This is a genomic window from Brevibacillus fortis, assembly GCF_003013395.1.
Taxonomy (GTDB): domain Bacteria; phylum Bacillota; class Bacilli; order Brevibacillales; family Brevibacillaceae; genus Brevibacillus; species Brevibacillus fortis.
Map to the genome: position 1 here is coordinate 88,140 of NZ_PXZM01000002.1, position 26,357 is coordinate 114,496.

The 26,357-nt window shown below is 46.9% G+C and carries 29 protein-coding genes and 2 tRNA genes; 10 read left to right on the forward strand and 21 right to left on the reverse strand.

From position 1 onward, the window contains the following. Window positions 1-70 precede the first annotated feature (70 nt). The 3 genes from C7R93_RS01625 to C7R93_RS01635 form a co-directional block, all read right to left on the reverse strand. The gene (locus tag C7R93_RS01625; protein WP_106837164.1) at window positions 71-1,384 is read right to left on the reverse strand and encodes a peptidoglycan D,D-transpeptidase FtsI family protein; all 1,314 of its coding nucleotides are present in this window, start codon (window positions 1,382-1,384) and stop codon (window positions 71-73) included. Further along, window positions 1,368-1,898 carry an RNA polymerase sigma factor gene (locus C7R93_RS01630; protein ID WP_106837165.1) on the reverse strand — a complete coding sequence of 177 codons (531 nt, stop codon included), beginning with the start codon at window positions 1,896-1,898 and terminating at the stop codon, window positions 1,368-1,370. Before C7R93_RS01630 ends, C7R93_RS01625 begins: the two co-directional genes overlap by 17 nt. A gap of 144 nt (window positions 1,899-2,042) precedes the next feature. Beyond that, window positions 2,043-2,131, reverse strand: a tRNA-Ser gene (locus C7R93_RS01635). 159 nt (window positions 2,132-2,290) lie between these two features. Here C7R93_RS01635 and C7R93_RS01640 point away from each other — a divergent pair. Then, a complete protein-coding gene (locus C7R93_RS01640) occupies window positions 2,291-3,010 on the forward strand; it encodes a pseudouridine synthase (protein WP_106837166.1) in 720 nt (239 codons plus the stop codon). Between the two features lie 41 nt (window positions 3,011-3,051). Here C7R93_RS01640 and tadA read toward each other — a convergent pair whose 3' ends face one another. Further along, window positions 3,052-3,534: a tRNA adenosine(34) deaminase TadA gene (tadA, locus tag C7R93_RS01645; RefSeq protein WP_106837167.1), complete on the reverse strand. Its 483-nt coding sequence runs from the start codon at window positions 3,532-3,534 to the stop codon at window positions 3,052-3,054. A 183-nt stretch (window positions 3,535-3,717) separates the two neighbouring features. Between tadA and C7R93_RS01650 the strand changes: the two genes are divergently transcribed. From C7R93_RS01650 to nagE, 6 genes are all read left to right on the forward strand, one after another. Further along, window positions 3,718-4,215 carry a ribonuclease H-like YkuK family protein gene (locus C7R93_RS01650; RefSeq protein ID WP_106837168.1) on the forward strand — a complete coding sequence of 166 codons (498 nt, stop codon included), beginning with the start codon at window positions 3,718-3,720 and terminating at the stop codon, window positions 4,213-4,215. A 372-nt stretch (window positions 4,216-4,587) separates the two neighbouring features. After that, entirely contained in the window at window positions 4,588-5,445 is an 858-nt protein-coding gene (glcT, locus tag C7R93_RS01655; protein WP_106837169.1) for a glucose PTS transporter transcription antiterminator GlcT, read from the forward strand. Window positions 5,446-5,574: 129 nt separating this feature from the next. After that, window positions 5,575-6,072 (forward strand): PTS sugar transporter subunit IIA, encoded by a 498-nt coding sequence (locus C7R93_RS01660; protein WP_106837170.1) that lies wholly within the window; start codon window positions 5,575-5,577, stop codon window positions 6,070-6,072. 30 nt (window positions 6,073-6,102) lie between these two features. Beyond that, a complete protein-coding gene (locus C7R93_RS01665; RefSeq protein ID WP_106837171.1) occupies window positions 6,103-6,372 on the forward strand; it encodes an HPr family phosphocarrier protein in 270 nt (89 codons plus the stop codon). A 26-nt stretch (window positions 6,373-6,398) separates the two neighbouring features. After that, window positions 6,399-8,111, forward strand: coding sequence for a phosphoenolpyruvate--protein phosphotransferase (ptsP, locus tag C7R93_RS01670; protein WP_106837172.1), 1,713 nt, complete (start codon window positions 6,399-6,401; stop codon window positions 8,109-8,111). A gap of 151 nt (window positions 8,112-8,262) precedes the next feature. Further along, complete coding sequence (nagE, locus tag C7R93_RS01675) at window positions 8,263-9,702, forward strand: N-acetylglucosamine-specific PTS transporter subunit IIBC (RefSeq protein ID WP_106837173.1); 1,440 nt, start codon at window positions 8,263-8,265, stop codon at window positions 9,700-9,702. A gap of 18 nt (window positions 9,703-9,720) precedes the next feature. On the opposite strand, the gene C7R93_RS01680 is transcribed toward nagE, so the two are convergent. Together C7R93_RS01680 and C7R93_RS01685 are read right to left on the reverse strand one after the other, a co-directional pair. After that, window positions 9,721-9,972, reverse strand: coding sequence for a hypothetical protein (locus C7R93_RS01680; protein WP_106837174.1), 252 nt, complete (start codon window positions 9,970-9,972; stop codon window positions 9,721-9,723). Window positions 9,973-9,994: 22 nt separating this feature from the next. After that, a complete protein-coding gene (locus tag C7R93_RS01685; protein ID WP_106837175.1) occupies window positions 9,995-10,207 on the reverse strand; it encodes a helix-turn-helix domain-containing protein in 213 nt (70 codons plus the stop codon). 166 nt (window positions 10,208-10,373) lie between these two features. On the opposite strand from C7R93_RS01685, the gene C7R93_RS01690 reads away from it, so the two are divergent. Then, entirely contained in the window at window positions 10,374-10,730 is a 357-nt protein-coding gene (locus tag C7R93_RS01690; protein ID WP_167402421.1) for a helix-turn-helix domain-containing protein, read from the forward strand. A gap of 94 nt (window positions 10,731-10,824) precedes the next feature. Here the strand turns inward: C7R93_RS01690 and C7R93_RS01695 are convergent, their stop codons facing one another. Next, window positions 10,825-11,172 carry a winged helix-turn-helix transcriptional regulator gene (locus C7R93_RS01695; protein WP_106837177.1) on the reverse strand — a complete coding sequence of 116 codons (348 nt, stop codon included), beginning with the start codon at window positions 11,170-11,172 and terminating at the stop codon, window positions 10,825-10,827. A gap of 198 nt (window positions 11,173-11,370) precedes the next feature. On the opposite strand from C7R93_RS01695, the gene C7R93_RS01700 reads away from it, so the two are divergent. After that, entirely contained in the window at window positions 11,371-11,781 is a 411-nt protein-coding gene (locus tag C7R93_RS01700; RefSeq protein WP_106837178.1) for a DoxX family protein, read from the forward strand. 68 nt (window positions 11,782-11,849) lie between these two features. On the opposite strand, the gene C7R93_RS01705 is transcribed toward C7R93_RS01700, so the two are convergent. From C7R93_RS01705 to C7R93_RS01720, 4 genes are all read right to left on the reverse strand, one after another. Continuing rightward, on the reverse strand, window positions 11,850-12,458 hold the full coding sequence (locus tag C7R93_RS01705; protein ID WP_167402422.1) for a hypothetical protein: 609 nt from the start codon (window positions 12,456-12,458) through the stop codon (window positions 11,850-11,852). A gap of 280 nt (window positions 12,459-12,738) precedes the next feature. Then, window positions 12,739-13,920 carry a NupC/NupG family nucleoside CNT transporter gene (locus tag C7R93_RS01710; protein ID WP_106837200.1) on the reverse strand — a complete coding sequence of 394 codons (1,182 nt, stop codon included), beginning with the start codon at window positions 13,918-13,920 and terminating at the stop codon, window positions 12,739-12,741. Between the two features lie 107 nt (window positions 13,921-14,027). Next, window positions 14,028-14,435 (reverse strand): RidA family protein, encoded by a 408-nt coding sequence (locus C7R93_RS01715; RefSeq protein ID WP_106837179.1) that lies wholly within the window; start codon window positions 14,433-14,435, stop codon window positions 14,028-14,030. 205 nt (window positions 14,436-14,640) lie between these two features. Beyond that, entirely contained in the window at window positions 14,641-16,305 is a 1,665-nt protein-coding gene (locus tag C7R93_RS01720; RefSeq protein ID WP_244191420.1) for a hypothetical protein, read from the reverse strand. 124 nt (window positions 16,306-16,429) lie between these two features. Between C7R93_RS01720 and C7R93_RS01730 the strand changes: the two genes are divergently transcribed. Then, the gene (locus C7R93_RS01730) at window positions 16,430-16,855 is read left to right on the forward strand and encodes a DUF7832 domain-containing protein (RefSeq protein ID WP_106837180.1); all 426 of its coding nucleotides are present in this window, start codon (window positions 16,430-16,432) and stop codon (window positions 16,853-16,855) included. 29 nt (window positions 16,856-16,884) lie between these two features. Here the strand turns inward: C7R93_RS01730 and C7R93_RS01735 are convergent, their stop codons facing one another. From C7R93_RS01735 to aceA, 10 genes are all read right to left on the reverse strand, one after another. Next, a complete protein-coding gene (locus C7R93_RS01735) occupies window positions 16,885-17,412 on the reverse strand; it encodes a hypothetical protein (protein WP_244191421.1) in 528 nt (175 codons plus the stop codon). An 889-nt stretch (window positions 17,413-18,301) separates the two neighbouring features. Further along, a tRNA-Arg gene (locus tag C7R93_RS01740) sits at window positions 18,302-18,378 on the reverse strand. Between the two features lie 70 nt (window positions 18,379-18,448). Then, window positions 18,449-19,480 (reverse strand): histidinol phosphate phosphatase domain-containing protein, encoded by a 1,032-nt coding sequence (locus tag C7R93_RS01745; protein WP_106837181.1) that lies wholly within the window; start codon window positions 19,478-19,480, stop codon window positions 18,449-18,451. Further along, window positions 19,474-20,274 (reverse strand): DeoR/GlpR family DNA-binding transcription regulator, encoded by an 801-nt coding sequence (locus tag C7R93_RS01750; RefSeq protein WP_106837182.1) that lies wholly within the window; start codon window positions 20,272-20,274, stop codon window positions 19,474-19,476. Before C7R93_RS01750 ends, C7R93_RS01745 begins: the two co-directional genes overlap by 7 nt. Next, window positions 20,258-21,277 carry an ABC transporter ATP-binding protein gene (locus tag C7R93_RS01755; protein WP_106837183.1) on the reverse strand — a complete coding sequence of 340 codons (1,020 nt, stop codon included), beginning with the start codon at window positions 21,275-21,277 and terminating at the stop codon, window positions 20,258-20,260. Before C7R93_RS01755 ends, C7R93_RS01750 begins: the two co-directional genes overlap by 17 nt. Beyond that, complete coding sequence (locus C7R93_RS01760) at window positions 21,277-22,065, reverse strand: ABC transporter permease (RefSeq protein ID WP_106837184.1); 789 nt, start codon at window positions 22,063-22,065, stop codon at window positions 21,277-21,279. The genes C7R93_RS01755 and C7R93_RS01760 overlap by 1 nt, the downstream gene beginning before the upstream one ends. Further along, window positions 22,062-22,907 (reverse strand): ABC transporter permease, encoded by an 846-nt coding sequence (locus C7R93_RS01765; protein ID WP_106837185.1) that lies wholly within the window; start codon window positions 22,905-22,907, stop codon window positions 22,062-22,064. Before C7R93_RS01765 ends, C7R93_RS01760 begins: the two co-directional genes overlap by 4 nt. A 36-nt stretch (window positions 22,908-22,943) precedes the next feature. Next, the gene (locus C7R93_RS01770) at window positions 22,944-23,777 is read right to left on the reverse strand and encodes an alkaline phosphatase family protein (protein WP_106837186.1); all 834 of its coding nucleotides are present in this window, start codon (window positions 23,775-23,777) and stop codon (window positions 22,944-22,946) included. Beyond that, entirely contained in the window at window positions 23,767-24,864 is a 1,098-nt protein-coding gene (locus C7R93_RS01775) for an ABC transporter substrate-binding protein (protein WP_106837187.1), read from the reverse strand. The genes C7R93_RS01770 and C7R93_RS01775 overlap by 11 nt, the downstream gene beginning before the upstream one ends. 191 nt (window positions 24,865-25,055) lie before the next feature. Then, a complete protein-coding gene (gene aceA, locus C7R93_RS01780; RefSeq protein ID WP_106837188.1) occupies window positions 25,056-26,345 on the reverse strand; it encodes an isocitrate lyase in 1,290 nt (429 codons plus the stop codon). Window positions 26,346-26,357 lie beyond the last annotated feature (12 nt).

A 26,357-nucleotide genomic window follows, 5' to 3' on the forward strand; every position in this document is an offset into this window, starting at 1 on the left:
CAAAGAGAGGAAGCATACGGATACCTTTAGGGGTATGCCGCCATGCTTCCTTTTTTGATTGATGGGTTGATTATCGTTGCTGGAGATACTGCAAACTGTTTTCCATGATTTCTTTGAAGGGTGGGGCAACAATCTCTCTCATTGTTAATTGAACCCATTGTTCTGTCTGCGGTTCATCAATAGCTATGTAAACCAATAGTTTTGGATCATCACTGGGTGCAAATCCGATAAACGAAAACGTGTATTTTCCTTCCATGATGTTTCCTTGCTGGTCGCGTTTCTCTGCTATTCCTTTTCGCCCAGCAACTGCATATTCTTTTATGGAAAATTCCCTACTCGAACCGGGTGCGTTTTTTACAACAGCTTCTAAAACCTCTCGAACCTGTTTGGCTGTTTCTTCTGATATGACTCGACGCCCTTTGTCAGCGTGGTTCCTTTCCTCCCTCGTAATATGTGGTTTCATCAATTCACCCCCGTTGGCAATCGCCCCAACAGCAGCTACTTGTTGAATCGCAGAGGCAGAGCCGGCAAGTCCATAAGCTGCCATTGCCTTATCATAGGGAGTATCCATATTTGGTATCTTTCCAGACTGTTCATATATTTGTTCGGTGCCCGTTTTCGCTCCAAAACCAAACCGTTCAAAATATTGCTGCAACGAGTCCTCTCGTATCTGTTCACTGAGCTTGGCAAAAGCGATATGGGAAGAACGTTGTATTCCTTCTAAATACGTAATCTGTCCCCAGCCTGCACCATTATTATGGTCTTTTATAAACTTGCCCGGGGTAATCTCGTAGGTTCCGGACTCGTAAGTTTCGTTGTCATTATACTTCCCCTCTTCAATAGCAGCCGCCAACGTCACGATCGGAAATGCGACCACAGGATCTGGCATCGCTTTTACTATGTCTGGAACCCGGTCATTGGCATCCTGTTTTTGCAGATTCCCCATACCAAGAATTTCTCCGGTATTTGGATCGGTAACGATGACCGTCATATTTTCAGGCTGATAGGCTTTGCCGGTCTTATGTATCGCTTCTTCTATATACTCCTGAATTTGTGAATCGAGGGTCAGAACCATATTTGCTTGGGATGTAGTTTCCGCGGCTTGTACCTTTTGACTATCCTCTATATTCATCTGTTGTGCACTTGGCACCGATGGAGTTACCTCCGAAGGCATCCACTGATAAGCGATAAACAATAAAGCAAAGGAAGCAACTACGCCCCCGATGACCTTGGCATACTTTTTCCGCCTTTTCATCTGTATGAGTAGCTCCTTTTCTTGACGAATATGACTCGCGATTTCACATCGTTTGTCCTCATCCATCTGAAGCGACGGAAATGATTGCAGCACTGTGCTTATCTCTTTTTCTTCAAAAGATGGCGTCATGTAGATTGACCTCCCTGCCGCTATTACCCATTTGTTTTTGCAATTCCTTGATGGCTCGATGAAGCGTCGTGCTCACTTTTGCTTCGCTCCAGCCCAAGATTTCTGCTGTCTCTACTGTAGATACTCCCTCTATCAACCGCAGAATTAGAACTTCTCGATACGTACTTTTCAGGTGATTCATTGCTTCATACACTTCTTGCAATTGTTCCTTTAACACCAGTGCCTTCTCAGGTGTACGCTCTTTGGAAGTGAGGAGTCGGAGGACGTTTTCGGGGAACCAGTCCATCATTTTTTGCCTTCGCCTATAATCGATCGCTGCATGGCGCGCGATGGTCAGCAGCCACGTCTTGGGCTGTGCTCTACCTTCGTAACTTGATAAGGATCTTAGCGCCTTCGTAAAGACTTCCTGGACTAAATCCTCCACATCTCTACGTCCGGTAAAATACGCGAGGTAATTGTAAATATCATTGCCATATTGCTGGAACCATCGCTCTATTCGATCATCGGAATCCATTCGTACGCTCCTTTTTTTGGGTTTGTACCTTATTAGACGCAAAAATGAGATTTGCTTACAGTTTTTGTGATATAAAAAAATGAAGCATATCTCTGCCACACTGGCAAAAATATGCTTCATTCTGTTCGATCCGAAGAATCTAAGCGGAGAGAGTGGGATTCGAACCCACGCACGCCTCACGACGCCTAACGCATTTCGAGTGCGTCCCCTTATGACCACTTGGGTATCTCTCCATATTTGGTTTGTCAGAAACATTACTTACTATAGCAAAATACAGTCAAAAATGCAAGACTCATTCCTCTGCATTCCCCTTGATTTGCGCCGCTCATTAGGCCAAACTAAGAACAGCACAAACGATTGGCATCCGATCAGAAGAAAAGTGAGGAACATATATGAAACGTGAACGTTTGGACAAGGTGCTGGCCAATATGGCAATCGGCACGCGCAAGGAAGTGAAAGCATTAGTGAAACAGCGACTGATCGTCGTAGACGGCGTTGTCGCAACAGACCCAGGGATGCATGTCATTGCCGAGGAACAGGAAATCCTGGTGGATGGAGAACCGCTTAACTTTAAGCGCTGGGTATACGTTTTACTGAACAAGCCGCCTGGGGTGGTTTCTGCTACAGAGGACAATGTCCATGAAACCGTAGTGGACTTACTCCCGTACGAGTGGGCAATCAAAGTGCATCCGGTAGGCCGACTGGATATTGATACAGAGGGTCTCTTGCTCTTGACCAATGACGGCCATCTCTCCCATAGCCTCTTGTCCCCGAAAAAGAAAGTGGACAAGGAGTACTTTGCACACATCGATGGCCGGGTCACTGAGCACCATGTGCAGGAGTTTGCCAAAGGCGTGGAATTAGAGGACTTTACTACACTGCCGGCCAAGCTGGAGATTATCTCTTCGGGAGAAACATCAGAGATTCGCGTCACCATCATGGAAGGAAAGTTCCATCAGGTAAAACGGATGTTTGCTGCTTTCGACCTGCAAGTCACGTATCTGCAACGGATTCGTATGGGCCCGCTCCACCTTGACCCGTCACTCGCCCCTGGTGAGTATCGTGAACTGACCGAAGAAGAGCTGAACAAGCTGCAAAACGTAAACAAATAAAAACCGCCTGCATGTGCAGACGGTTTGTCCAGGCAGCCCGGTCATTCCTCGACCGGCTGTCTTTTTTTTCGCAATCCACGAAAGAAGTCCTTGAGCATCTGCCCGCATTCCTCTGCAAGAACACCCTCTATGACTGGCACCTGATGATTGAAGCGAGGTTCCGTAAGCAGGTTCATTAATGTCCCGGCACAGCCCGCCTTCGGATCACGAGCGCCATACACTACCTGTTCGATGCGGCTTTGAACGATTGCACCCGCACACATTGGACACGGCTCCAACGTCACGTACAGGGTACATCCGATCAAGCGCCATCCACCCAAGCGTTCACTTGCCTCTCGTATCGCGATCATTTCCGCGTGCAAGGTAGGATCTTTTTGTGTTTCCCGCAAGTTGTAGCCGCGACCTACGATTTCCCCGTCGCGTACGATGACTGCACCGATCGGAACCTCACCAATCGCAGCGGCTTTCCGAGCCTCTTCCATGGCTTGTTTCATATAATAATCATGTTCATTTGCTTGTATCACGTTTCCTAAAGCTCCTTCAAAAACAGTCTTTCGTCCCGAACAAACGGACCATTTTACCAAAAAAAGTTGATTCACGAAGTTTTTGTCCCTACCCGTTCACATACTATCTGCGAGATTACATACATTAATGATGTAAGGAAGAAGTATGCAAAAGATCGTTAGCCTCTTTCTGGAGGGATGTGAGTGGGCTTAACCTCTGCAAATACGTTATTTGATCGCTTTCACAGTCCGACTAGAGGTCTACTGGCAAAAGAAGAAGTGTTTTCCCACATTGAACATACCATCTCATCAATAGGTGGTCCATTTGAAATTATTGTGGGGGCCGACTCTCAGTTAAAAAGCCGCGGGACATTTTTTGCCCTTGTTATCACAGTGATTCGTCCCGGCCATGGGGGCACCTTCTTTTATCACAAATTTCAAGAACGCCGGTACTCATCCTTGCAGCAGCGTATATTTCAGGAAGCGATGTACGCAGTTGGACTTGCCACAGAAGTACGCCAATATTTGCGGGACCGCGACTTAGATACTCCCATCCGCCTGCATTTTGATATCGGCACGAATGGTCCTACCCGTAAGTTTATCCAGTCTTTGTTGAGCTTAGCAGAAACCAATCACTTTCGTGCCGAGATCAAACCGAACTCCTTCTGTGCATCTACGATTGCCGACAAGTACACCAAGTAACAAAGCAGGCGGATTGCTAATGAGGCGTCCGCTTTGCTTTGTTTTGCCCATATTTTTGTTGGTTCAAACAATTCGGGACATGCTCCTGCTTCTCCTGCCCACCTTGTTTTTTCCCGTTAACAGAGTGATTGACAATGTACGAGGCGTGAGCTATTATAAGCTATAATTGAAGCGTTTTCACAAGGCGTGTTACTGGTAATGCAGGCATGAGCCGAGAAGATCTTTTTCTTGTTAAAAAGGTTTTTTCGGCTCTTTTTTCTGATTAACGTCATCATGGTTCATCGGCGTTTTTCATTAAATTGGATGTGACCGCTTGCGGTAAGCAAAAACGGTCATGGACCGTTTTTGTCTATCAAAAGGTGGTGGAATGGATTGTCCCGTGAAAAGGAAAAAACGTACGCAATTACGCGTGTGTTGAACCATAACGTCGTACTCGTGGAAGAACCCGGATCCGGACAAGAAATTGTCCTGTTCGGAAAAGGAATCGGATTTGGCGCAAAAACCGGGAATGCCATCCCCTCCCATGACTCGCGTGTGGAAAAGCGCTTCAGGCTCGAAAATGAAAATCACCAGAAGCAGTATCAGAACATCTTGAGCCAAGTAGATCCTGCTGTCGTAGGAATTGCGGAAGAAATTATCGCTCTCATTGCGATAGAAATTACGCCAGAATTAAACGAACACGTCCATGTTGCCTTGCCTGACCATATCCAGTTTGCCATCTATCGGCTCAATAACGGTATGGAGATCGTGAATCCCTTCTTGTTCGAAATCCAGACGCTGTACACGAAAGAGTACGCGCTGGCGAACCGGGCAGCGGATATGATCAAAAATGCATTTGACCTGGACATTCCAGATAGTGAAATCGGATTTCTGGCCTTGCACATTCACTCTGCAATCAGCTACGTCCCAGTAAAAAAGGCGGTCCAATTCACAAACATCATCACGGATTTGGTAAGCCTGATTGAAGAGCGAACCGCCATTACGATTGAACGCAGTACCATTGACTACGTTCGCCTCATTACCCATTTGCGCTTTGCCGTTGAGCGCATCCGTCAACAAAAATCCATCAAGAACCCGCTTCTGGATCGAGTCAAAACCACCATGCCAGAAGCCTATCAATTGGCAACAGAGCTGGCTGAATACATCTCCACCCGTCTCGAGATCGCTGTACCAGAAGACGAGGTTGGTTATATGGCTCTGCACCTTTATCGCTTATTACAGCAAAATTAAATAATAATCCTGCGTGTTACTAGCTCGACTAGGCATGAGCGGTGAGATCATACGGACATAGTAAGTATGTCGTCGTATGAATTCAACCGTCTCATGCCTTTTTTGGTTCAGACGCAAAAGGAGGATACTATGCTACGCAGTCTTTTTTCCCGAAAACAACAACAACAAGAGGTAACCTTTCTTGCACCATTAACAGGTACCGTACTACCCCTATCCGAAGTTCCTGATCCTGTATTCGCAGGTAAAGTCGTCGGTGATGGTGTAGCGATTCTGCCAAGTGCAGACACTCTCGTCTCCCCTGTCGATGGAAAGGTAACGCATCTTTTCCCTACCCACCATGCTATCGGGCTGTCGACTGAAAGTGGGCTTGAGATATTAATGCATATTGGAATTGATACCGTGAAATTAAACGGGAAAGGTTTTACGCCGTTTGTCTCGGTAGGCGATCAAGTAAAAGCTGGCGACAAGCTCATCCAATTCGACAAGAGCGTACTGGAGGATGCAGGATGTCCGATCGTAACACCTATCGTTATTACGAACGGTGATCGGGTTGCTGAAAAAAATGTGGTGGCAAAAGCAACTGTGCAAGCAGGCCAAGAGCCACTTATGACTGTCGTCTTAAAATAAAGCGAAGCGCATGGTTGAAGGAGGTACAACATGGTTCAATTTGAAGTAACCGTCAATGTAGAGGGTGGACTCCATGCGAGACCGGCAGCTCTACTCGTGAATTGTTCGTCGCAATCTCAGTCAAAGATTACGCTGAGCAAAGGGACAAAACACGCAGATGGCAAAAGCATTCTTGGCATTATGACGTTAGGCGTCTCCCAAGGCGACACCCTGACCGTCCAAATCGACGGTACGGATGAACAAAATGTAGCCACTGCGATTCAGCAGCTATTGGAGCAATCCTCGTCAAACATAGTGTAAACGACGGACAGGAAGGTGAAGGATATATGTTAAAAGGAATCCCGGTTTCTGCTGGCATTTCGATAGCCCCTGTTTTACGACTCACACACGAAACAGCCATTACGCAAGCAGAGTCAACCACTCCAGTGGATACGACTCAGGAGTTAGGACTACTTAGCAAGAGCGTAGAGCAAGCACGCGAACAACTGGAGAAGCTAAAGGAACAGACGGAGGAACAATTAGGCTCGGAAAAAGCGGCCATCCTCTCTGCTCATATTGCCTTTTTGGATGACCCAGCATTTGTCGGGGAGATGAGTGCGCTCATCGAAAATCAACAACTGGCGGCATCTACCGCCGTCTCGCAAGTAGCCGATCAGTTCATCGCTCTCTTTGAGAGTATGGACGATGCCTACATGAAAGAGCGCGCGGATGATATTCGTGATGTAAGCCGCCGTCTGATTCGAAATATTTCGGGCGGTGACACCGTCATCTCCTACCCGGAAGAGCCTTTTATCCTCGTTGCTTGGGATGTTACCCCTTCAGAGACGCTTCAGCTTCCGCTCCAGTATGTACGGGGAATTGTCACGGCAAAAGGCGGCGCTACCTCCCATGCAGCCATATTGGCACGCTCTCTCGGAATTCCCGCTGTCATGGGCGCAGGCGATACCTTGATGGAAAAAGTAGACTCCGGAAGTTTGCTGATCATCGACGGAACCTCGGGACAGCTGATTGTTTCGCCTGATGCGGATACAATGGCTACCTATCAGGAAAAAGCCGCGCAGGAAGAAAAGGAACGCCAGTTGTACGAAGCCATTAAGGATCTGCCTGCTGAAACAACCGATGGCCACCGCGTTCACCTGATGGCAAACATGGCTGTGCCAGAAGAATCTGATGCACTGATCGCATCCGGTGTAGAAGGAATCGGGTTGTTCCGCTCCGAGTTTTTGTTTATGGATCGCAGCACCCTTCCCGATGAGAATGAGCAATTCGCTGCATACAAGCACGTAGCCGCTGCTTTCGGCGACAAGCCGGTCATCATTCGCACCTTGGATGTTGGCGGCGACAAGCATTTGCCAGCACTCGCGCTTCCACAGGAGGAAAACCCGTTCCTTGGCTTCCGCGCGATGCGCATCTCACTAGCCAGACCGGAATTGTTCCTGGTGCAATTACGTGCTCTCTTGCGTGCCAGTGCATTTGGTCGCCTGCTGATCATGTTCCCGATGATTTCCCATCTGGAGCAGCTGCGTGAAGCCAAACGATTGCTGGAACAAGCGAAATCAGAGCTGCGGGCAGAAGGAATCGCTTTTGACGAGAAGATCGCAGTAGGCATGATGATGGAGATTCCGGGTGCCTGCCTGCAAGCAGATGTGTTTGCGAAAGAGGTAGACTTTTTCAGCATCGGCACAAATGACCTCGTTCAATATACGCTAGCTGTAGACCGCATGAATGCCAATATTGCTGAGCTGTACAGCTACTACCATCCAGCCGTATTACGATTGATTTCCCAAGTCATCCAAGCTTCCCATCGGGCGGGCATTTGGACCGGGCTGTGTGGGGAAATGGCGGGAGATCGGTTGGCAACCAAGCTCTTGCTCGGTTTAGGACTCGATGAGTTCAGCGGTGCCGCTTCGGTCATGCCAAAAGTCAAAGAACGTATTCGCTCCACCAGCTTAGTGGAGGCGAAACAACTGGCCGAGCACGTTCTTACACTATCTACTGTAGACGAGGTCGTTCAATATCTGAAAGACAAAGCCTTATAAAGGTTTTGTCGCCTGAGTAATGAAAGCGCTTTCAAAACATCGATCAGAATAGTCTCTCTCCGGCTTATTCCTTGTGCCCTCATCATTTTGCCATTCATCCGGAGAGCGGCTTCCCTGATAAATTCATTCCATTCCAAGGAGGTTTTATCCTATGCTCGCTTTTCTGCAAAAGATTGGGAGAGCCCTCATGCTCCCGGTTGCAACGTTGCCAGCCGCAGCGATTTTGCAAAGCTTTGGTCTTCTCAAATTCGAGAAGGACCTCAATCTCGGCGCCTTTGGTGCATTCATGGACTCGTACATCGCTCCGCTTTTGGCTGCCGGTGGTTCAGCCATTTTTGACAACCTAGCTTTAATCTTTGCTGTCGGTGTTGCCATTGGCTTGGCTGGAGATGCTGTTGCCGCCTTAGCCGCTGTCATTGCCTACGCCGTATTGACGAAAGTACTCGCAGCTGTTCCTGCTGCCTTGCCTTTCATCGCGGATGATATAAAACTGAACATGGGTGTCATCGGTGGTATTATGGCGGGTGGTATTGCAGCGTTTTTCTACAACCGCTACCATTCGATCAAGCTCCCTGAATGGCTAGGCTTCTTCGGTGGAAAGCGTTTCGTCCCGATCATCACTTCTCTTTCCATGGTTGTCGTCGGCCTGATTTTCGGGATCATTTGGGGCCCGATCCAGATTGCCCTTGACTCATTGGGCTCTTGGATCGTAGGTCTCGGCGCAACAGGTTCTTTCTTGTTCGGATTCTTCAACCGATTGCTCGTTCCATTTGGTCTGCACCACGTACTCAATGCGATTGCCTGGTTCCAAATCGGTGACTTTACCGATGCGGCAGGGAAAGTGGTACACGGCGACTTGCATCGTTTCTTTGCGGGAGACCCATCAGCAGGAATGTTTATGACTGGTTTCTATCCGATCATGATGTTCGCACTTCCTGGAGCGGCTTTCGCTATTATTCACTCAGCGCGTCCTGAAAAACGCAAAGTAGTTGCTTCTATGTTTATTGGTGCAGCCCTCGCTTCGTTCCTGACCGGGATTACCGAGGTAGTTGAATTCGCGTTTATGTTCGCTGCTCCACTCCTGTATTTTGTTCACGCGATATTGACCGGTGTGTCCGGATATATCGTGACCTCTCTAGGTATCAAGCACGGCTTTGGATTCTCAGCGGGTCTGATCGACTACGGGATCAACTTCCACCTCTCTACAAATGCTTGGATGATCATCCCGATTGGTCTGGCATTCGCTGTGGTCTACTACTTCCTGTTCCGTTTCCTGATCGTGAAACTGAACCTCAAGACGCCAGGACGTGAAGATGACGAAGAAATGACAGCTACAGCTACGGGAAGGAACAATTCGATGCAGGATAAAGCGATCCAAGTGCTCACTCACATTGGTGGAAAAGATAACGTCGTTAGCGTAGACGCTTGCATCACTCGTCTTCGTCTGGTTTTAAAAGACGACAAAAAGGTCAACGACAAAGCCTTGAAGGATCTCGGTGCAGCAGGCGTTATGCGACTGGGTCAAGGAAGCGTGCAAGTAGTCTTCGGAACCCATTCGGAGCTGCTAAAAGAAGAGATCAGCAAGCTGTAAAATATATCGAATGCCCGGTCACGGAGAAGTCCGTACCGGGCTTTTTTCTGTTTCCTGAATGAGTAACGGACGCGACCCGGTATCATTCCCACCATGTGTCGTACTATATGGGCATCGCGCGTTGTTTTCCAACTCTTTTTCAAACAATACCAAGCGCTCGAGAAATCCCTCGCAAGCCGGCATACTCTGTGGCGCCATCATTTCAATTTCGTAAGCGACGGTTCTTCTCCATATCTCCAGCTGCCTTTTATTTGCCTCCCAAGCGTTCAATCCATCCCACCCCTTCGCTAAATCAGCAAACCATCTTGATAAAAAGATCAAGCATGCCACATCGGAGTTTCTTGGCCAACACAGGCAAATGATTGGCCTTGAAATCATAGGCTCCCTTCTCGTACTTCAAGTATGTTGAAGCATTTCGAAAACCGAGGGCTTCCGCCATTTCTTGCAAGGTCAGCTTGCACTCATTACGTCTTTGCGCGATAAACGGGAGGTTGAGTCGTTCCACCAGTTGTCCCCTCCTGATTTGCAAAAATGGCAAATATTTATAGTTACATCATATCCTTTCAATTTTAGCAAAGTCAATACAGATTTTGTCATATTAGCAATCTTGTTTTTTCCGTTTTGGAAAATTGTTAGAATGGAATTGCCAAAACGATAAAGGTGGTCTCACGATGTCCATAATTGGTCAACGCATAAAGTGGCTACGCGAGCAAAAACAATGGTCACAACTTCAATTAGCTGAAAAGCTGGGCATACATAATACGGTACTTTCGCGGATCGAGTCAGGCGAAAAGAAAGGCGTCGATTTTCATCTGATTTCCAAAGTCGCAGATTTATTTGAAGTATCCACTGATTTTCTTCACGGGCGCACGGAGGAACTATCTTGGCAACGTGGTTCTGTTCGGGAAACACCGGCCACCTTTTTAGATGTCGATGGCCTGTCAGAGGACGAGCTAGTTGAGGTCAAGCGCCATATCGAATTTTTAAAGTGGAAAGCTTTGCAAGAAAAGAACGAAGACCCTTCTTAAAGATTGACGGATAACAAAAAACCCCTGTCTCCAGGGGTTTTCATCATGGCAAGCGTCAGGCGTACTCTCCTGATGCTTTTTTATATAGGCTGTGTTATTCTTCGCTGTCGTTAGCCATTTCGTCTGCATTCAACTCGATCCAGCTCTGCGACCAAGACTCAATCCCTTTGAGCACTGGAGTCAGAGCTTTCCCCATCTCGGTTAAGGAATACTCTACCCGAACAGGAGCAGAATCAGTAAACACCTGCCGATGCACGAGTCCTTCCTTCTCCAAATCCTTCAAACGCTCAGAAAGTAGCCTTCCGCTTACGGGCAGTGCCCCTTCCAATGCACAAAATCGCTGTGGTCCCGACAACAGCTGGTATAGGATTAGACCTGTCCATCGCTTCCCCAACAACTGCATACCTTTTTCGAACTTCGGACAGAGGGAAGACTGTTTCATGGGTATCACCTCATTCTCCTTCCAGTATACCGCTCTTTGTTCAATCCATCAAAACCAATGATGCTCATCGACCTTGAAAATTGCACTTGCCAACTGCTGGAATTTTATTGAATCACTTGACTTGAGAAATTATTATTGTATACTTACTAACGAAAAGTAACTTTGTTACACATTTAAATTTATCGGAGGGATTCATACATGTCAAATCGTTTTGAATGGAGCGCACTTATCCTACGTGTGATTGCTGGTCTTACTTTTGCTATTCACGGAGTTGCTAAATTCCAAATGGGATTGGAAAATGTCGCTGGTTTCTTCGGAACCATGGGACTCCCTGCATTCATTGCTTATCTCGTAGCCTTCTTGGAGGTAGTAGGTGGTATTGCCTTGATTCTGGGTCTGGGTACTCGCGTGTTCGCAGGTGCGTTGTCTGTCGTTATGATTGGTGCCATCTTTACAGCCAAGCTCACTGCAGGCTTCCTGGGCGGCGAAGGTGGAGCTGGTTATGAATTGGATCTGGCCCTTCTTGCGATGTTGGTGGCTCTTGGTATCAGCGGCAGCTCCAAGTTCGCACTGGACGCTATCCTGCTTGGAAAAAGATCGGTTGAGTAAATTGCATTGTCAAACGTTAAAAGCCTGTCTGAAGGTCATATTCGAACCTTCTGACAGGCTTTTAACGTTTATTCTTTCTGCGGCGATTCCTCGATCATTTTTTTATTAATGATTCTTATTTTGTCTGCTGGTGATTTCTCATCCTTTGCACTTATAAATACGGAGTTGTCTCCCGCTTCAAAAAACATGACATAATCCTGATCGACCATGCTCTTATCTTCACTGACAGGAGCCCCCAGATTTTTACGGATTGTGTCCAGATTCGTTTCATTTAGATGAAGACCAGCTAAATCAATTCCATACACACGATCTTGCCCATCAAAATAAATGAGTGCACTCTCTAGCTTCTCAAAGACTTCATAGCGCCCGCCATCCCAGTAATCTTGTTTCGTTACCTTGCCGTATATCGCAGAAACCTCATCTCGCTTCATCCCGATGTGGATATCGAAGCCACTGATTTCGTTTTTGGCGAGCTGCTTCAAAAATTGCTCATCCAGAATAATTTGACGCACTGTAGTGGTTTGCTTTTCTTGCTTTTGGTCGCCTTCGCTTTTTCCCGCCTCTTTCTGCTGCTCGGCTACAGGCTGTTGTTTAACATCTGTTGATACACTCGTATCAGGTGAACAGCCTCCCACAATCAGACCTGCCACTACGGTCATACACACCCATTTTCTCATCCGACTTCACTCCTTTATTTCCTCTTGAATGGTTTCATCGCAACTTCATCACTGGTAAGACGTAACTTTTCGTAAAAGTGAGGTGTTGTATGATGCCACTCTGGTTCCAAGCGCCGGAAACAGAGTGGCATCATAGAGCGTAACAACCGTGATTCCTATTCCTTTGATGAAGGACACCGATCCGAGAAAGCAAGACGAATATCTCAATTGATAGACGCTACTTCCCATCATTTGGTTACGAAACGGTACCTAACAAAAAAGACCCCCGAAAGGGTCCTCACTACACCACAATGCTGATGATAATTCCTGACAAAAAGCTGACGAGTGTTGCCCCAAATAATAGCTTCAGTCCAAATCGGGCAACGACATTTCCTTGCCTTTCATTCAAGCCTTTTACCGCACCAACAATTGTCCCGATGGAGCCAAAGTTCGCAAACGAGATCAAAAACACAGACACGATGGCAACTGTTCTTTCGCTTAACTGACCTTGAATCTTCGTAAAATCAAGGATGGCGACAAACTCGTTCGCCACGATTTTGGTGGCCATGATACTTCCTGCTTGTACAACTTCATGCCAAGGAATCCCCATAAGAAAAGCTAAGGGAGCAAAGACATACCCTAGCAACGCTTGGAACGAGATGCCGAATACTGCACTGAATAACCCGTTCACCATCGCAATGAGGGCAATAAATCCGAGCAACATTGCGGCAACGACCACGGCTACTTTAAATCCATCCAGAATGTACTCTCCGAGCATTTCAAAGAAGGCCTGTTTCTCTTCTTTTTCTTGATCGAGCAAATCATCTTCCGGCTTCACTTTATACGGATTAATAATGGAAGCAATGATAAAACCACCAAATAGGTTGAGTACCAGCGCAGCTACTACATACTCCGGTTTGAGCATGGTCATGAAGGAACCCACGATGGACATAGACACGGTGGACATCGCAGAGGCGCACAGTGTGTACAACCTGTTTTCAGGTATGGCACCCAGCTGTTTTTTCACGGTAATAAACACTTCAGACTGCCCGACGATCGCCGAGGCAATCGCATTATACGATTCCAATTTTCCCATGCCATTCACTTTGCTCAATACGAGTCCTACATAATGAATAAATAAAGGGAGGATCCTCGTGTACTGCAGAATGCCTATCAGTGCCGATACGAACACAATTGGTAGCAAAACTTGTAAGAAAAACGGAGTCGTATCCGGATTGGCAATGCCTCCGAAGACAAAATTGATCCCCTCGTAAGCATATTCCAGAAGCACAGAAAAACTGTTGGCAATGCCTCCGATTAAAATGAGTCCAATATTGGTTCGCAACAACAGCAAGCCAAACACGATCTGAATCAGAATCATGATAAGAATAGGCCGATAGCGAATGTGCTTTTTATCACTACTTGCCAGCCAAGCAAGCAAAAATACCGTGATCAAACCTATACCCGCGATGATATAATTCATGCAACCAACTCCGATCCGCTTATCTCGCTCCATAATCTTCCCAAAAGAGCACAAAAAAACCCTCCTGAACGATGAATAATCGAACACAAGGGGGATGGGACAACTAACTATAAGTCCGCAACAGCAATTGCCTCAATCTCAATCAACAGCTCGTCCCTGATGAGCTTGCTAACCTCAACCGCAGAGCTGGCTGGCGGTGTTTCTGTATTCACGTACTGATCTCGAATCTCACGGACAATGTGCATCTTGGATATGTCTGTCACGAAAAAAGTCAATTTCACTACATGCTCAAAGTTGACTCCTGACGCTTCTAACGCGAATTGGATATTTTCGAAAACTTGTTTTGTCTGTGCGGCTAAATCGCCTGTGCCGACCACTTGGCCATCCCTGTTGAGAGCCACCTGTCCCGATACATAAATCGTCCGTGCATTCCGAACCTCCACTGCATGGGTGTAGCCAAAAGTAGGTGGCATTGTTTCAGGGTTAATGAATTTGATTCGCTTATCATTTTGCATCTGACATGCTACCTCCGATTCACATTTATTGGTAAGTAATTCTATCATACCCGAAAAATTCTGACCAAAAGCGTTACTGACGCGAAGAGATGATTTATACCCCCTCGAGTATTTATTAGCTCCGCAGTTTATTTTAAGTGAGTATACGTTATAGAATGGAATGAATAACCCGTCTCCAGCTAGGCTGAGGACGGGTTATTGCTTATTACTGGTTTCTATTGGAGGAATTATATTGATCAAACAGCCCGCTTCCAGAGCTTTTCGGTTGTTCTTTTTTGTCTACCGCTTCAAATTGCTGAAACAGTCCACCACCATACTTCTTTTTTTCTTCTACTCTTATTTCTCTCTTTTTGGGTGGGGATTGTTGAATCGGTGTTCTTTCTGGCTTCACATTCTTTTTCTTTTTCGTATTTTTCGTAATGATCTTGTTAGGGGGTTGCTTCTTCTTCTTTCTTTTTCTACTCATAAACCAATAGGATAAAGGAAAAATGCCGAGCATAATCGTACCGGCTGTAATGAAATACAGCGTCCAGACCGATTTCCTCTTCTCTTCCTCCTTTTTTTCTTCCCGCATCTTTTGGACAACCTGTTCAAAATCACGAACCTGATAATTTTCTTTAACAGACGACAGGTCTTTTACAAACCCAACGGAACGGCTCCCAGAATAGATAAAATATCGCGGGGCATTATTCACTGTCATTTGGTATATGTATCCTGTCGGAACCCCTGAATCTTGGATTTTTTCTTTGATCTCTCCCATAAGATCAGGAGAAGTCGGATCAATCATTTGATCATATTCCAAAACTTCATAGTTCTTACTTTCCTTTTTCCCTACTAACTGAATATTTTCTTCATTATTGAACAGGAAATACCTCGGAATTTTATTGATACTCTTCCGATACACTTTGTTCTTAGGGAAATTATGCAAGGACATTTCGTTGCTATGCATTTCCAGTGTTTGCTCTGACAGCAGTACCTCTTTTGCTTCTATGATGGGGAGGTTTTTCTCTAAGGCTTCATATTTAGGGAGCCATTGAATGATACCATCTGGGTCTAAAAACAAGTAAATATCCTGATATTGAAAGGATGCCACATAGATTTGATCGGTTGGTAGGCTATGAAGATAATACTCTTTTTCAAAGGGTGTTGGATCGAAATTGTATGGGATGTTGAATACTGTTGCCCCATTTATCTCACTCTCATCTACCTCTTCTAATTGTCCATTATTATGTACGGTAAAGTATAGGGAGCCATTATGAGTTGGGTCACCCCATATGGTCGTATGATAAAATTGATTCGGTTGTAAATGGTATGGTCCAATACCACTATCGATTTGTATTAAGAGTTCGCCCCGCTTGATTCTTTCCTCTTCCGCAGCGACTTCTTCGCTCGTCTCCTCTTCTTGGCTTGAATCTTCTTCCACGTTTTCTTCATCGTCATCGTCATGCTTTTTGATTTTAACCGGCTTGGTTGATTTGAAACCGCTTGACGGTTTTGCGCTCTTTATCGAGGAGCTTGAACTTTTGCTGGTTGAGCCTGAGCTTTTTCCTGAAGAGTACGAGCTTCTGCCGGACGAATAGGAGCCTGTACTCGATGACCCTGAGCTTCTGCCCGACGAATAGGAGCTGGTACTCGATGATCCTGAACTTTTGCTGGAAGAATAAGAGCTGGTACTAGACGAACCTGAGCTTCTGCCTGAACTACTGGAGCTAGAGGAACTTGAGCCTCTAGATGACGCAGGCTCTACAGGAAGGATTACTAGACTTATCATTACAGCGCTAAGAAAATAGGCAAGCAAATTCCTCATGAAATATGACCCCTCTATGAACCAACCAATGGTTCTCTCTATATAACAGTTAAATACTACCACTCAGCATGATGGGAATGCTACAAAATTCCTACCCTTCCTTCTTCATCCTCTTTTGGCTTTTTACCATGAAATCTATCCTGTATAATTTTTGGAAAATAGGGACATAGAAAGAGAGGATTTGTTAGTGGCAACGGTATACGATAAGGCGAAATATCATTACGAAAACTTTGAGGAGGATCTTCCTCAAAAACAGGCATACGTACATACAGGTTTCTTTATTGGCTGGTTGATTGAAAATGATATGGTGAGCGAGGATTTTCAAAAGAGTTTCGAAAACCTAATCGCTGATTTTAAACAAAAGAAGATGACTGGTCCTGAAGTTTATGAAAAGACGGGTGGAGTATTTGCAAAAGACATGCTGAATGAAGAGGGAAATCAGTTCGCGATGTTTTACTTCGATTTCGATACGGGGGAGTATCGCTATCATTATCTCGAAGCGTTTGATTGTGAGCCAAGTGTGTACCACGTGGAAGATACTTGGGAGAATTACGACCATATCAAAGATTGGATCGACAATGAGTACGAGTACTGGTGCGAGAAAAATGAATAAGACCGCGTGACTACGCGGCCGCCTCTATTCTATTTCTTAAGGATAAAATCAGACATGACTGTCTTTTGCCATTCCACCCCTTTTGGACTCACATTGGTGTAAAGCGTTATGGAGTCCGCATCTTCAACTACGGCTTTCAAATGAAAGTTCATTTCCTTGGGCTGTAAATATTCATCGTACAGCTGTGGGTAGTTGGGATCGTTCTTTTCTTTTGCCACTTTGATGTAGTCCACGGTGTCAGGGTCTTTCTCAAGGTTTTTGTACTTCACTTGATACCCGAATGTCGCTTCTACTTTTCCGTCAACTGTCTTCTCTTCATAATCTGATACAGTAAACTCTACAAGATCATAGTAGGGGGAGAAAGCTTTCTTGCATTCTTCTTCCATATAGCTTGCAATTTGGTTATAGCTTGAAGAGTTGTCGACCGATTGTTTCTGTTCTATGTCAGAGTTCGTCACTTTTTTTGCAGGTGGCACGTCTTTATCCTGTACGACCGCATTTGAGCTGCATCCGCTGAAGAAAATCGCCAAGACCATAGCCATACATCCTACAATCACTTTTTCCAAAAGAAATCCCCCCTTATTTCTTTCGTCATTTGATATACGTTATACATTTCAGGCATGCTACACATCTCAACAAAAAAAGAAAAAACCTTGATACACCAAGGCTTTTTCTTCGATGGCGTCCCCGAGAGGATTCAAACCTCCGACCTACAGTTTAGGAATTATAAGAAATCCGCCCCTGAAAAACCTTATGATATCAAGTTTAAATTTCGTAAGTTTTCTGATTTGTGATGTTCTCATAGCCAAGTATATTCACAACACTCACAAATGCCTGTGTGATCAATTTATCCATCGAACTCTCAACCACAAAAATTGCATTTTGTTCATTACCGTCTACTGAGTCTAATCAAGGTCATAAATAATACCTATTGTTGTTTGGTCTTTGTCCAAACATCTTATGTTCCTCCAACAAGTGCCCTAAACAGAACTGCAAACAAATAAGCCCGCCTTTCTATTAGTAACGTGGCGGCTATAATCTATATTGTTTCAAGTTATAACAATGGTAATTCTAGTCAATCCACTGACTATCCTTATCGTCAAAGTTTAATTCTTCCGTCAACTTAACTACCTCCTGTAATACTAATAAATTCAGCAATAGTTGCCAAGCGCTCAATGATCTTATCTATTCTGATTGCTATATAAGCTGAACTAAACGCTATTACCACGAAACAAACAGTAATTATTCAAGACTGTACATTATTAAATGACATAATGATCACGCCTTTACTTTTTTGTGAATTTTCCATTAATTAATATTCTATGTTGAATATTCCTCCGAAAAATACTATAAATTATCTTTTTGCGAGAGCAAGTCAATCCTTCCAACAACACAACATCCATAAAAAGCAAAAAACCTCGATATATCAAGGTTTTTTGCTTTTTATGGCGTCCCCGAGAGGATTCGAACCTCCGACCTACAGTTTAGGAAACCGTTGCTCTATCCTGCTGAGCTACGGGGACAAGTATGATCACCTACTTTCTTATTATATGCGTATATCCATTTTTCGGCAAATCCTATCCGTTCCAGTTCCTATCCGCAACTCTCGTCTGGAATAACTGATGCATAACGAATTGGCTTCATGATCCGTAGACGACCGAAAAAAGTGGCAATCTCCGTTACCCCCATTGAATGGAGGATCTCCAGATTCGCCGCCACGTATCTCCCAATATCGTCTGGAAAGTGCGCGTCGGACGAGAGTGTCAGCGGAACACCATACGCCACCAGAACATCAAGGAAACCAGGACTTGGGCACATTTCCTGAACGGGATAGCGGTAGTACAGGCCCGCATTGATTTCGGTCGCTGTATCCGTTTCTTTCAAAGCAGTTGCGATTCGGTGGTAATAGGGAACAAGCTCCGATTCCTCTGGGCGATAGGAGAACACTTTCAGATTGTCCAGATGGGCCACAAAATCAAACAAGTTACTCCTGATCATGGATTCAACCGTGCGGAAAAAGTCTGCGTATAGCAGTTTTAGGTCATGTTGCTCAAACAATTGGCGAGTCTCGGGATTATCAAAGCCCCATCCTTGCAAAAAATGAACAGAACCGATCACATAATCCCACGAAGCTCCTGCCAGCAAGCTCTCCAATTCTGCTTCCCCGCCGATAAAGTAATCCGCTTCGATCCCCAGCCGCAACTCCACGCCGCTTGCCGACCAACGCTGCTTAGCTGCCTCAATGGCGACACAAAAGTCACTGAGGCTCTCGGTGCATACTTGATCAAGCCAAGTGCGCTGCAAGCGACCCAATTCGGTGTCACCCAGTTCCATATACCGTTCAAAGTAGGGACGGGCTTCACGAAAGCGGTATAAATGATCGACAATCCCCACTTCCTTCAAGCCTTTGTTTATCGCTTCACGTAAATACAGATCGATCCAGGACGGGTCGTAGCACCCTAGAGACATGCGGTTATTTAATCGCGCAAGACTGTCCAGCAGCCAGGCGCGGTTATGTCGAGATTCAGTTAGCGGATAAAAGTGGTCGAGGGCCGTATTGGTACGGTCGAGCCAACGCAATGAATAGGGCCCTTCTTCCAGATGAAGATGATAGTCGATCAGCATGTGAAGTCTCTCCTTCCCGGATGTTCGCTTATCCAGGTAGTTTGCATGCCAGACGAAAGCCATTCATCCGGCATCGGCTGGTCACAAATAACTGCGCTGACATCCTGCCAGCCGCAAATACGAAAAAATTGCGTTTGGCCGATCTTGGATGTGTCCCCCAATACATAGACTTGCTCCGCCCGCTGTATCATCATGGTCGAGCACAGAGTTTCTTCCATGTCATAATCGGTGAAGCCATCAGCCGTCATCCCTCCACAGGAAATAAAAGCTTTATCAAAATGAAAACGAGAGAGCAGCTCGCAGGTAAACGCCCCGGCAACCGATTGTTGGGCCGGATGGGTCAGCCCCCCCAGCATAATGACCTGACCGTTGAATTGATTGGCTTCCAACAGCTCGTTTAGTAAAGAAGCGGCGGGGAGCGAATTCGTGACAATCGTTAATTGGTTGAGGCCTTTTATAGCACGTGCCAATTCCAGTGTTGTCGTCCCGACATCGAGCGCGATGGTATCCCCGTCAGACAAAAGTTCTGCCGCGATTTGCCCGATTTTCGTTTTTGCCGTCTGTTGGATCGCCTGTTTCTTTTCAAAGTGCGGCTCACGCTTTGCCAAATGATAAGGGATAGCTCCTCCGTACACTCGTTTTAACAAACGCTGCTGTTCCAATTGGTCCAGATCACGTCGTATTGTCTCCGGTGTTACTGCCAGGTTTTTTGCCAAACTCATCACCTGAATTTTACCGTGGCGGTTCAATTCGTCCAGAATCACTTGCTGTCGTTCTTCAGGCAATAGTGTCATAAAGCGGAATCACATCCTTGGGACTTACATACAATGTTTTTGTTGTGCCTATCTGCTCCTGCTCGAAGGACAGGTGAAGAGTATCCACCAGTACAGGAATATCTCCAATGTTCAATTCGTAACGGGTAATGTTGCCGAGCATGGTTACCTGCGCGATATTCCCGGTTAAACAGATGTCCTCCCCAGCCAAAGGTTGTTCACGAAACGTCTCAGGACGGATTGCGAAACGTTCAACTGCCGGAAGAGACAGATTAGGCGTGATTCGTTTAAGCTGCTCGGCAGTCAGCACGTTGTAATTGCCAATGAAGCGAGCGACAAATTCAGAGCGAGGTTGCGTGTAAATCTCTTGAGGACTGCCGTGCTGAACGATTCGTCCACCATTCATGATGTAGATGCGGTCACTGACAGCCATGGCTTCTTCCTGATCGTGCGTAACCAGCACCGTCGTCATGTTTAGCTCTCGTTGAATCATGCGTAGCTGCTTTTGCAAATTTTTACGAATCTGGGCATCAAGCGCACTAAGCGGCTCATCGAGCAAAAGCACTTTTGGCCGGGTGACCAGAGAACGGGCAAGTGCCACACGCTGCTGCTGGCCACCAGACAATTCACGTGGGTAAGCCTGCTCCTTTCCCACCAATCCCACTAGCTCAATCATTTCCTGGACACGCAGCTGAATCTCCGTTTTCGAGATTTTGTTCATTTCCAGGCCAAAGGCAATGTTTTGACTGACCGTAAGATTGGGAAAGAGCGCATACGATTGGAACACCATGCCGATCTGCCTGTTTTTTGGCGACACGTCCGTCACATTTTTGCCGTCAATGTAGATCATGCCTGTATCAGAAGCCGTCAAACCACTGAGGATGCGTAACAGCGTACTTTTGCCACACCCGCTTGGGCCAAGCAAGGTAACCAGCTCGCCTTTTTCAATCGCAAGATCGAGTTGCTGCAACACGTGTTGACCGTGAAAGGATTTGGACAAGTGTTCGATTTGGACGTAGCTCATCAGGGGACCTCCTTTCGTGTGAAGCTCCGGCGCGAGAATTTTACAACCAGGCCTGTGATGATAGCCATCAGAACAAAATAAGTGACGGTAATCGCGCTGGCGACATGTCCACTTGACGATAGCTTGGCGTACAGATACATCTGCAGGGTTTCGTACCTTCCCCCCACCAAGATGTTTATCAGAACAAATTCACCAAACAAAATGGAGAACGACAAGAGCGAGGACACGAAAATTCCAGACATGATATTCGGAACGATAATCCGTACGAACGCCTGCCAGTGGCTCGCACCCAATAGCTCGGCTGCCTCCATCAACGAACGTGCCTGCATGGCAAGCAAGCTATTGCGCGTTCCCTGATAAAGATACGGAAGCAATCCGACCAGATACGCCCCGGCTGTGATGATGACCATTGGAATTCCGTTTCCTGAATAAGTACGGATCAATCCGACCGCCATAATGACACCCGGAACGGCATAGGTTAGCATCACCAAAATCTGAACCAGCCTCTCCATCCGGGGAGCGTAGACGATAATGGAGAATACAGCAGGAACAATAATGACGACGGCAACGACAGTCGTCAGAAAGCTGAGCAGAAAAGAACGCCCGAATGCCTGCAAGAATCGGGGATCAGCATACAGCTCCGCGAACCATTTTCCTGTGAGTCCTTCCGGCAAAACCGTGCTGTTCCACTCGGTTGCCAGTGAGTAAAGTATGGTAGCCGCTACAGGCAAAAACAAATAAAGCATGACCAACGCAAACGACAAGGATGGCAAACTGATCCGCTTCAAGACAAATCCCTCCGAATCTTCCGCGTCAGCCACTCGTTCACGAGCAGGGCGGCGGTAAGCGTCAGGCCAAGCAGTACAGCGAGAGCGCTACCCAGCTCCGGTCTGGCAAAAATGTCGCCAGATACTAGCGCACCAATCCGAATGGGCACCAGATTGTAGTTGCTCCCGGTGAGCGCGTAGGCAGAAGCATAGGCACCCATTGCATTTGCAAACAGAATGCTGAATGTGCCAACAATGCCTGGAAGCAGTACCGGAAAACCGATTCTCAGCCAAAACTTCCAGGGACTAGCCCCAAGCAGCTCGGCCGCTTCCATCCATTGCTTCTGAATGGCGTGGTACAGGGGATACAAGAGCATTATCGCCAGGGGCAGTTGAAAATAAATATAAACAAGCGTCAAGCCGCTCCACGAATACAGAGTAAATGACTGACCGAAATCAATCCCCAGTTGCTTCGCGAGCAAAACAAACAATCCACTGTTTCCCAACAGGACAATGAAGGCAAATGCGAGCGGAATCCCCGCAAAATTGGACGTTAGGTTCGTAATGACAAGAATTCGCTGTTGCAGAGAATGCGGGAAACGGGTAATCGCATAGGCAGCGAAAACAGCAACGACGATTCCAATGAGAGCAGACAGGAACGAGATAAGCACGCTGTTCTCAAAAGCCTGCAAGTAATACGGATTTGAAAAAATCTCACGATAGTGACTGAATGTAAAACCGCCGCCCCCCTCAGCCTGAAAGCTCCCTCCAATCATGGAAAGCAATGGGACGAGGAGAAACAGAGCGATCATTGCAAAGAACGGAATCGTCGTGACCCAAAGCATACTGACAAATCGTTTCATCGCAAAAGCTCCTTTCTTAGAGGAAAAGACGCCCCCTTAGGGAGACGTCTTACTCAGCCCTCCTACGTTCAATGGCTGCATCTCTTTCGAGGGGGAGATGCCGAGCAAATGGCAAGCAAGCGGAGCCACCTGCAATTGCGGAATTGCCTCATCGCGAATACCCGGAGATATCAGGTTGCTGATGACAAACAAGGGGACGTCCCGGTCAGCGCTAGAAGTGCCGCCATGATTTCCATCGGCTGTCATCCCATGATCGGCTGTTACGATGATTTGATAACCCGCATCGATCCACGCAGGAAGCACATTTGCCAGTATCGAATCTGCTGCCAGAACGCGATTTCGATATCGCGCGGAGTCGGCCGTATGCTTATGTCCGTCATCATCGATATTCATGGAGTGGACGTAAAGAAAATCCGGATTGTATCCATTCAATAAAAAGTTGGCGTCAGCAAACAAGTGTGTATCCGGATAGTGATCTTCCCAGTAGAACATTCCGTTTTGTATCGGCTTGTCGGTGTTCAATTGGATTCGGTCGTGAAACGGACTGAACGGGGCCTTGTTATAAAGCTCGCTTACCCAGCAATAAGCGGCAGCAGCGTTGGACATCCCATTTTTCCGCGTCAGGTGAAAGAGACTCTCCTGGTGCGAAAGCCGAACCGCCTGATTGCTGGAAATGCCGTTTTTCCACACAGGGGTTCCCGTTAAAAGAACCTCGTACAAAGGACGAGAGAGACTGGGCAATTCCGATCGTACCTGAAAGCGGGCCGCAATGCCGTACTCGACCAGGTGATGCATGTACCCCATGTGCGAGACGCCTGTGTCAAATCTCAATCCGTCGAGCACAATCATGGCGAGCTTGCTAGCGCACATGGATTAACACCTTCTCTTGCCATAACTGCGGCAACTTTTTAGCCGTCTCTTCCCAAGCAGTCAAATCGCCCACCGGACGTGCGTTTTTATACATATCTTCGGGAAGCAGCTTGGCTTTAGCAGATTCATCCAGCTTGGCGTTAGCGCGAATCGGTCGGGCATAGCCACGTGCCAAATTGGACTGTCCGGCGTCGGAGAGGATGTATTCACGAGCCAGCATGGCAGCGTGCGGGTGCTTGGCGTACTTGTTGATAACAGTTGCGTACCCGCTGCTGACTGACGCTTCTTCCGGGATGAGGACATCAAAGCGGTTTTTATCGATTTTGTCCCGGTACCCGAGCGCGTTGAAGTCCCACAAGATAGCGACTTCGACCTCACCCTTTTCTAGGTTGGCTAGGCTCGGATCGCTCGTACTGAGCCGCTTGTTTTTTGCCAACTCTGCGAAAAAGTCTATGCCGGGCTGAATATTTTTCTCATCTCCCCCATTAGCATAGGCCGCGGCCAAAACGGCAAACTGCGCCTGATTGGCTTTCATGACATCACCGATTGCGACTTTGAAACTGCCGTTTTTCAAATCTGCCCAGGTCTTGGGAGGATTTTGCACCTTTGTCTTGTCCGTAATAAAGGCCAGTGTTCCGGTATAGCCCAGCAACCAATGCCCTTCATCATCTTTTGCCCAGTCGGGAATGTCGTTCCAGTAAGAGGTTTTGTAAGGCAGCGTCAGCCCTTTTTGCTTGGCTAACGGTCCAAAAGCGATGCCTACGTCACCGATGTCTGCAGTAGCGTCTTCCTTTTCTGCTTCAAACTTAGCCAATTCTTCTGCGCTCGACATGTCGGTGTCCGTATGCTTCAAGCCATATTCCTTTGCAAGATTGCTCCAGGTCTCCCCCCAGTTTGTCCATGTGTCCGGCATACCCACGGAGTTGACTTCTCCCTCCTGCTTCGCTTTTTCCACGATTTGATCCAGGGTCAATTGCGACGTATCCAGAGAAGTGCCTGATTTCGTCTCGGTGGCACATCCCGCAAGCAGAAAAACGGATGTCATGACAACAACGGTTCGTTTCCAGCTTAACTGGTTCCCTCTCATCTTTAAGGCCCCTTTTCGTTTTTATTTGTGTTTGATCTTTTGGTTTTTGCTAATCTAATCGTAAACAACCAAAATGAAACTGATATAAATGCGTTGTTAAAAAGCTATTAAGACTCTATGAAAAATAGAAGTGAACGCAAAAAGTGGCCCTCTGAATACCAGAGAACCACCTAGTCCTTCGTTTTTCCTGTTTAATTATGCGCGAATTGCTCCTCTTCCGTCGACCCGCTGAGCGCAGTCGTAGAGGAATTACCGCCGGAGATAACCTGCGCTACCTCATCGAAATACCCGGTACCGACTTCGCGCTGATGACGAGTAGCCGTATAGCCATGTACTTCGCTGGCGAACTCAGCCTGCTGCAATTCAGAGTAGGCAGCCATTCCGCGATCACGATAGCCGCGTGCCAGTTCAAACATGCTGTAGTTCAGGGAGTGGAAGCCAGCAAGCGTGACAAATTGGAACTTGTAGCCCATCTCGCCGATCTCTTCCTGGAAGCGAGCGATGGTCTGTTCATCCAGCTTCTTTTTCCAGTTGAAAGAAGGAGAGCAATTGTAGGCTAACAGCTTGCCCGGGTATTTGGCATGAATCGCTTCGGCAAAACGGCGTGCTTCCTCCAAGTTTGGCTCAGAAGTCTCGCACCAGATCAAATCTGCGTAGGGAGCGTACGCAAGTCCACGGGCAATCGCTGCATCCAATCCGCCTCGTAGACGGAAGAATCCTTCTGCTGTTCTCTCACCCGTCAGGAATGGTTTATCCTGCTCGTCGATGTCGCTGGTGATCAGGAAAGCGCCATTGGCATCGGTGCGTGCCACGATAATCGTCGGGACTCCCATCACATCTGCAGCAAATCGGGCAGAAACCAGATTACGCACTGCTGCTTGCGTCGGAATAAGTACCTTTCCGCCCATATGGCCGCATTTTTTCTCGGAAGCCAGTTGGTCTTCAAAATGCACCCCTGCTGCACCCGCTTCAATCATACCTTTCATTAATTCAAAAACGTTCAGTGGCCCACCAAAGCCCGCTTCTGCGTCTGCTACGATCGGAGCAAACCAATGCGTATCGGTACCACCTTCTGATTGATCAATCTGATCAGCCCGCTGCAATGCCTGATTAATTCTTTTTACGACTTGTGGAACACTGTTTGCCGGGTAGAGGCTTTGATCAGGATACATCTGACCAGACAGATTGGCATCGGCCGCTACCTGCCAGCCACTCAAATAAATCGCTTTTAATCCTGCCTTTACCTGCTGAATCGCTTGATTCCCGGTCAAAGCCCCCAACGCTTTAATATGGTGCTCAGTATGCAAGATGTCCCACAGTCGCTCTGCTCCCAGACGAGCCAGCGTATGTTCGATTTGTACGGAACCGCGCAAACGAATGACATCTTCTGCCGTATACGGACGTGTAATTCCCTGAAATCGCTCACCCTGCCAGCTTTGCTCCACCTGTTGAATCGCTTCTTGCTTGTTTACTTTCGTCATTTTCATTTCCCC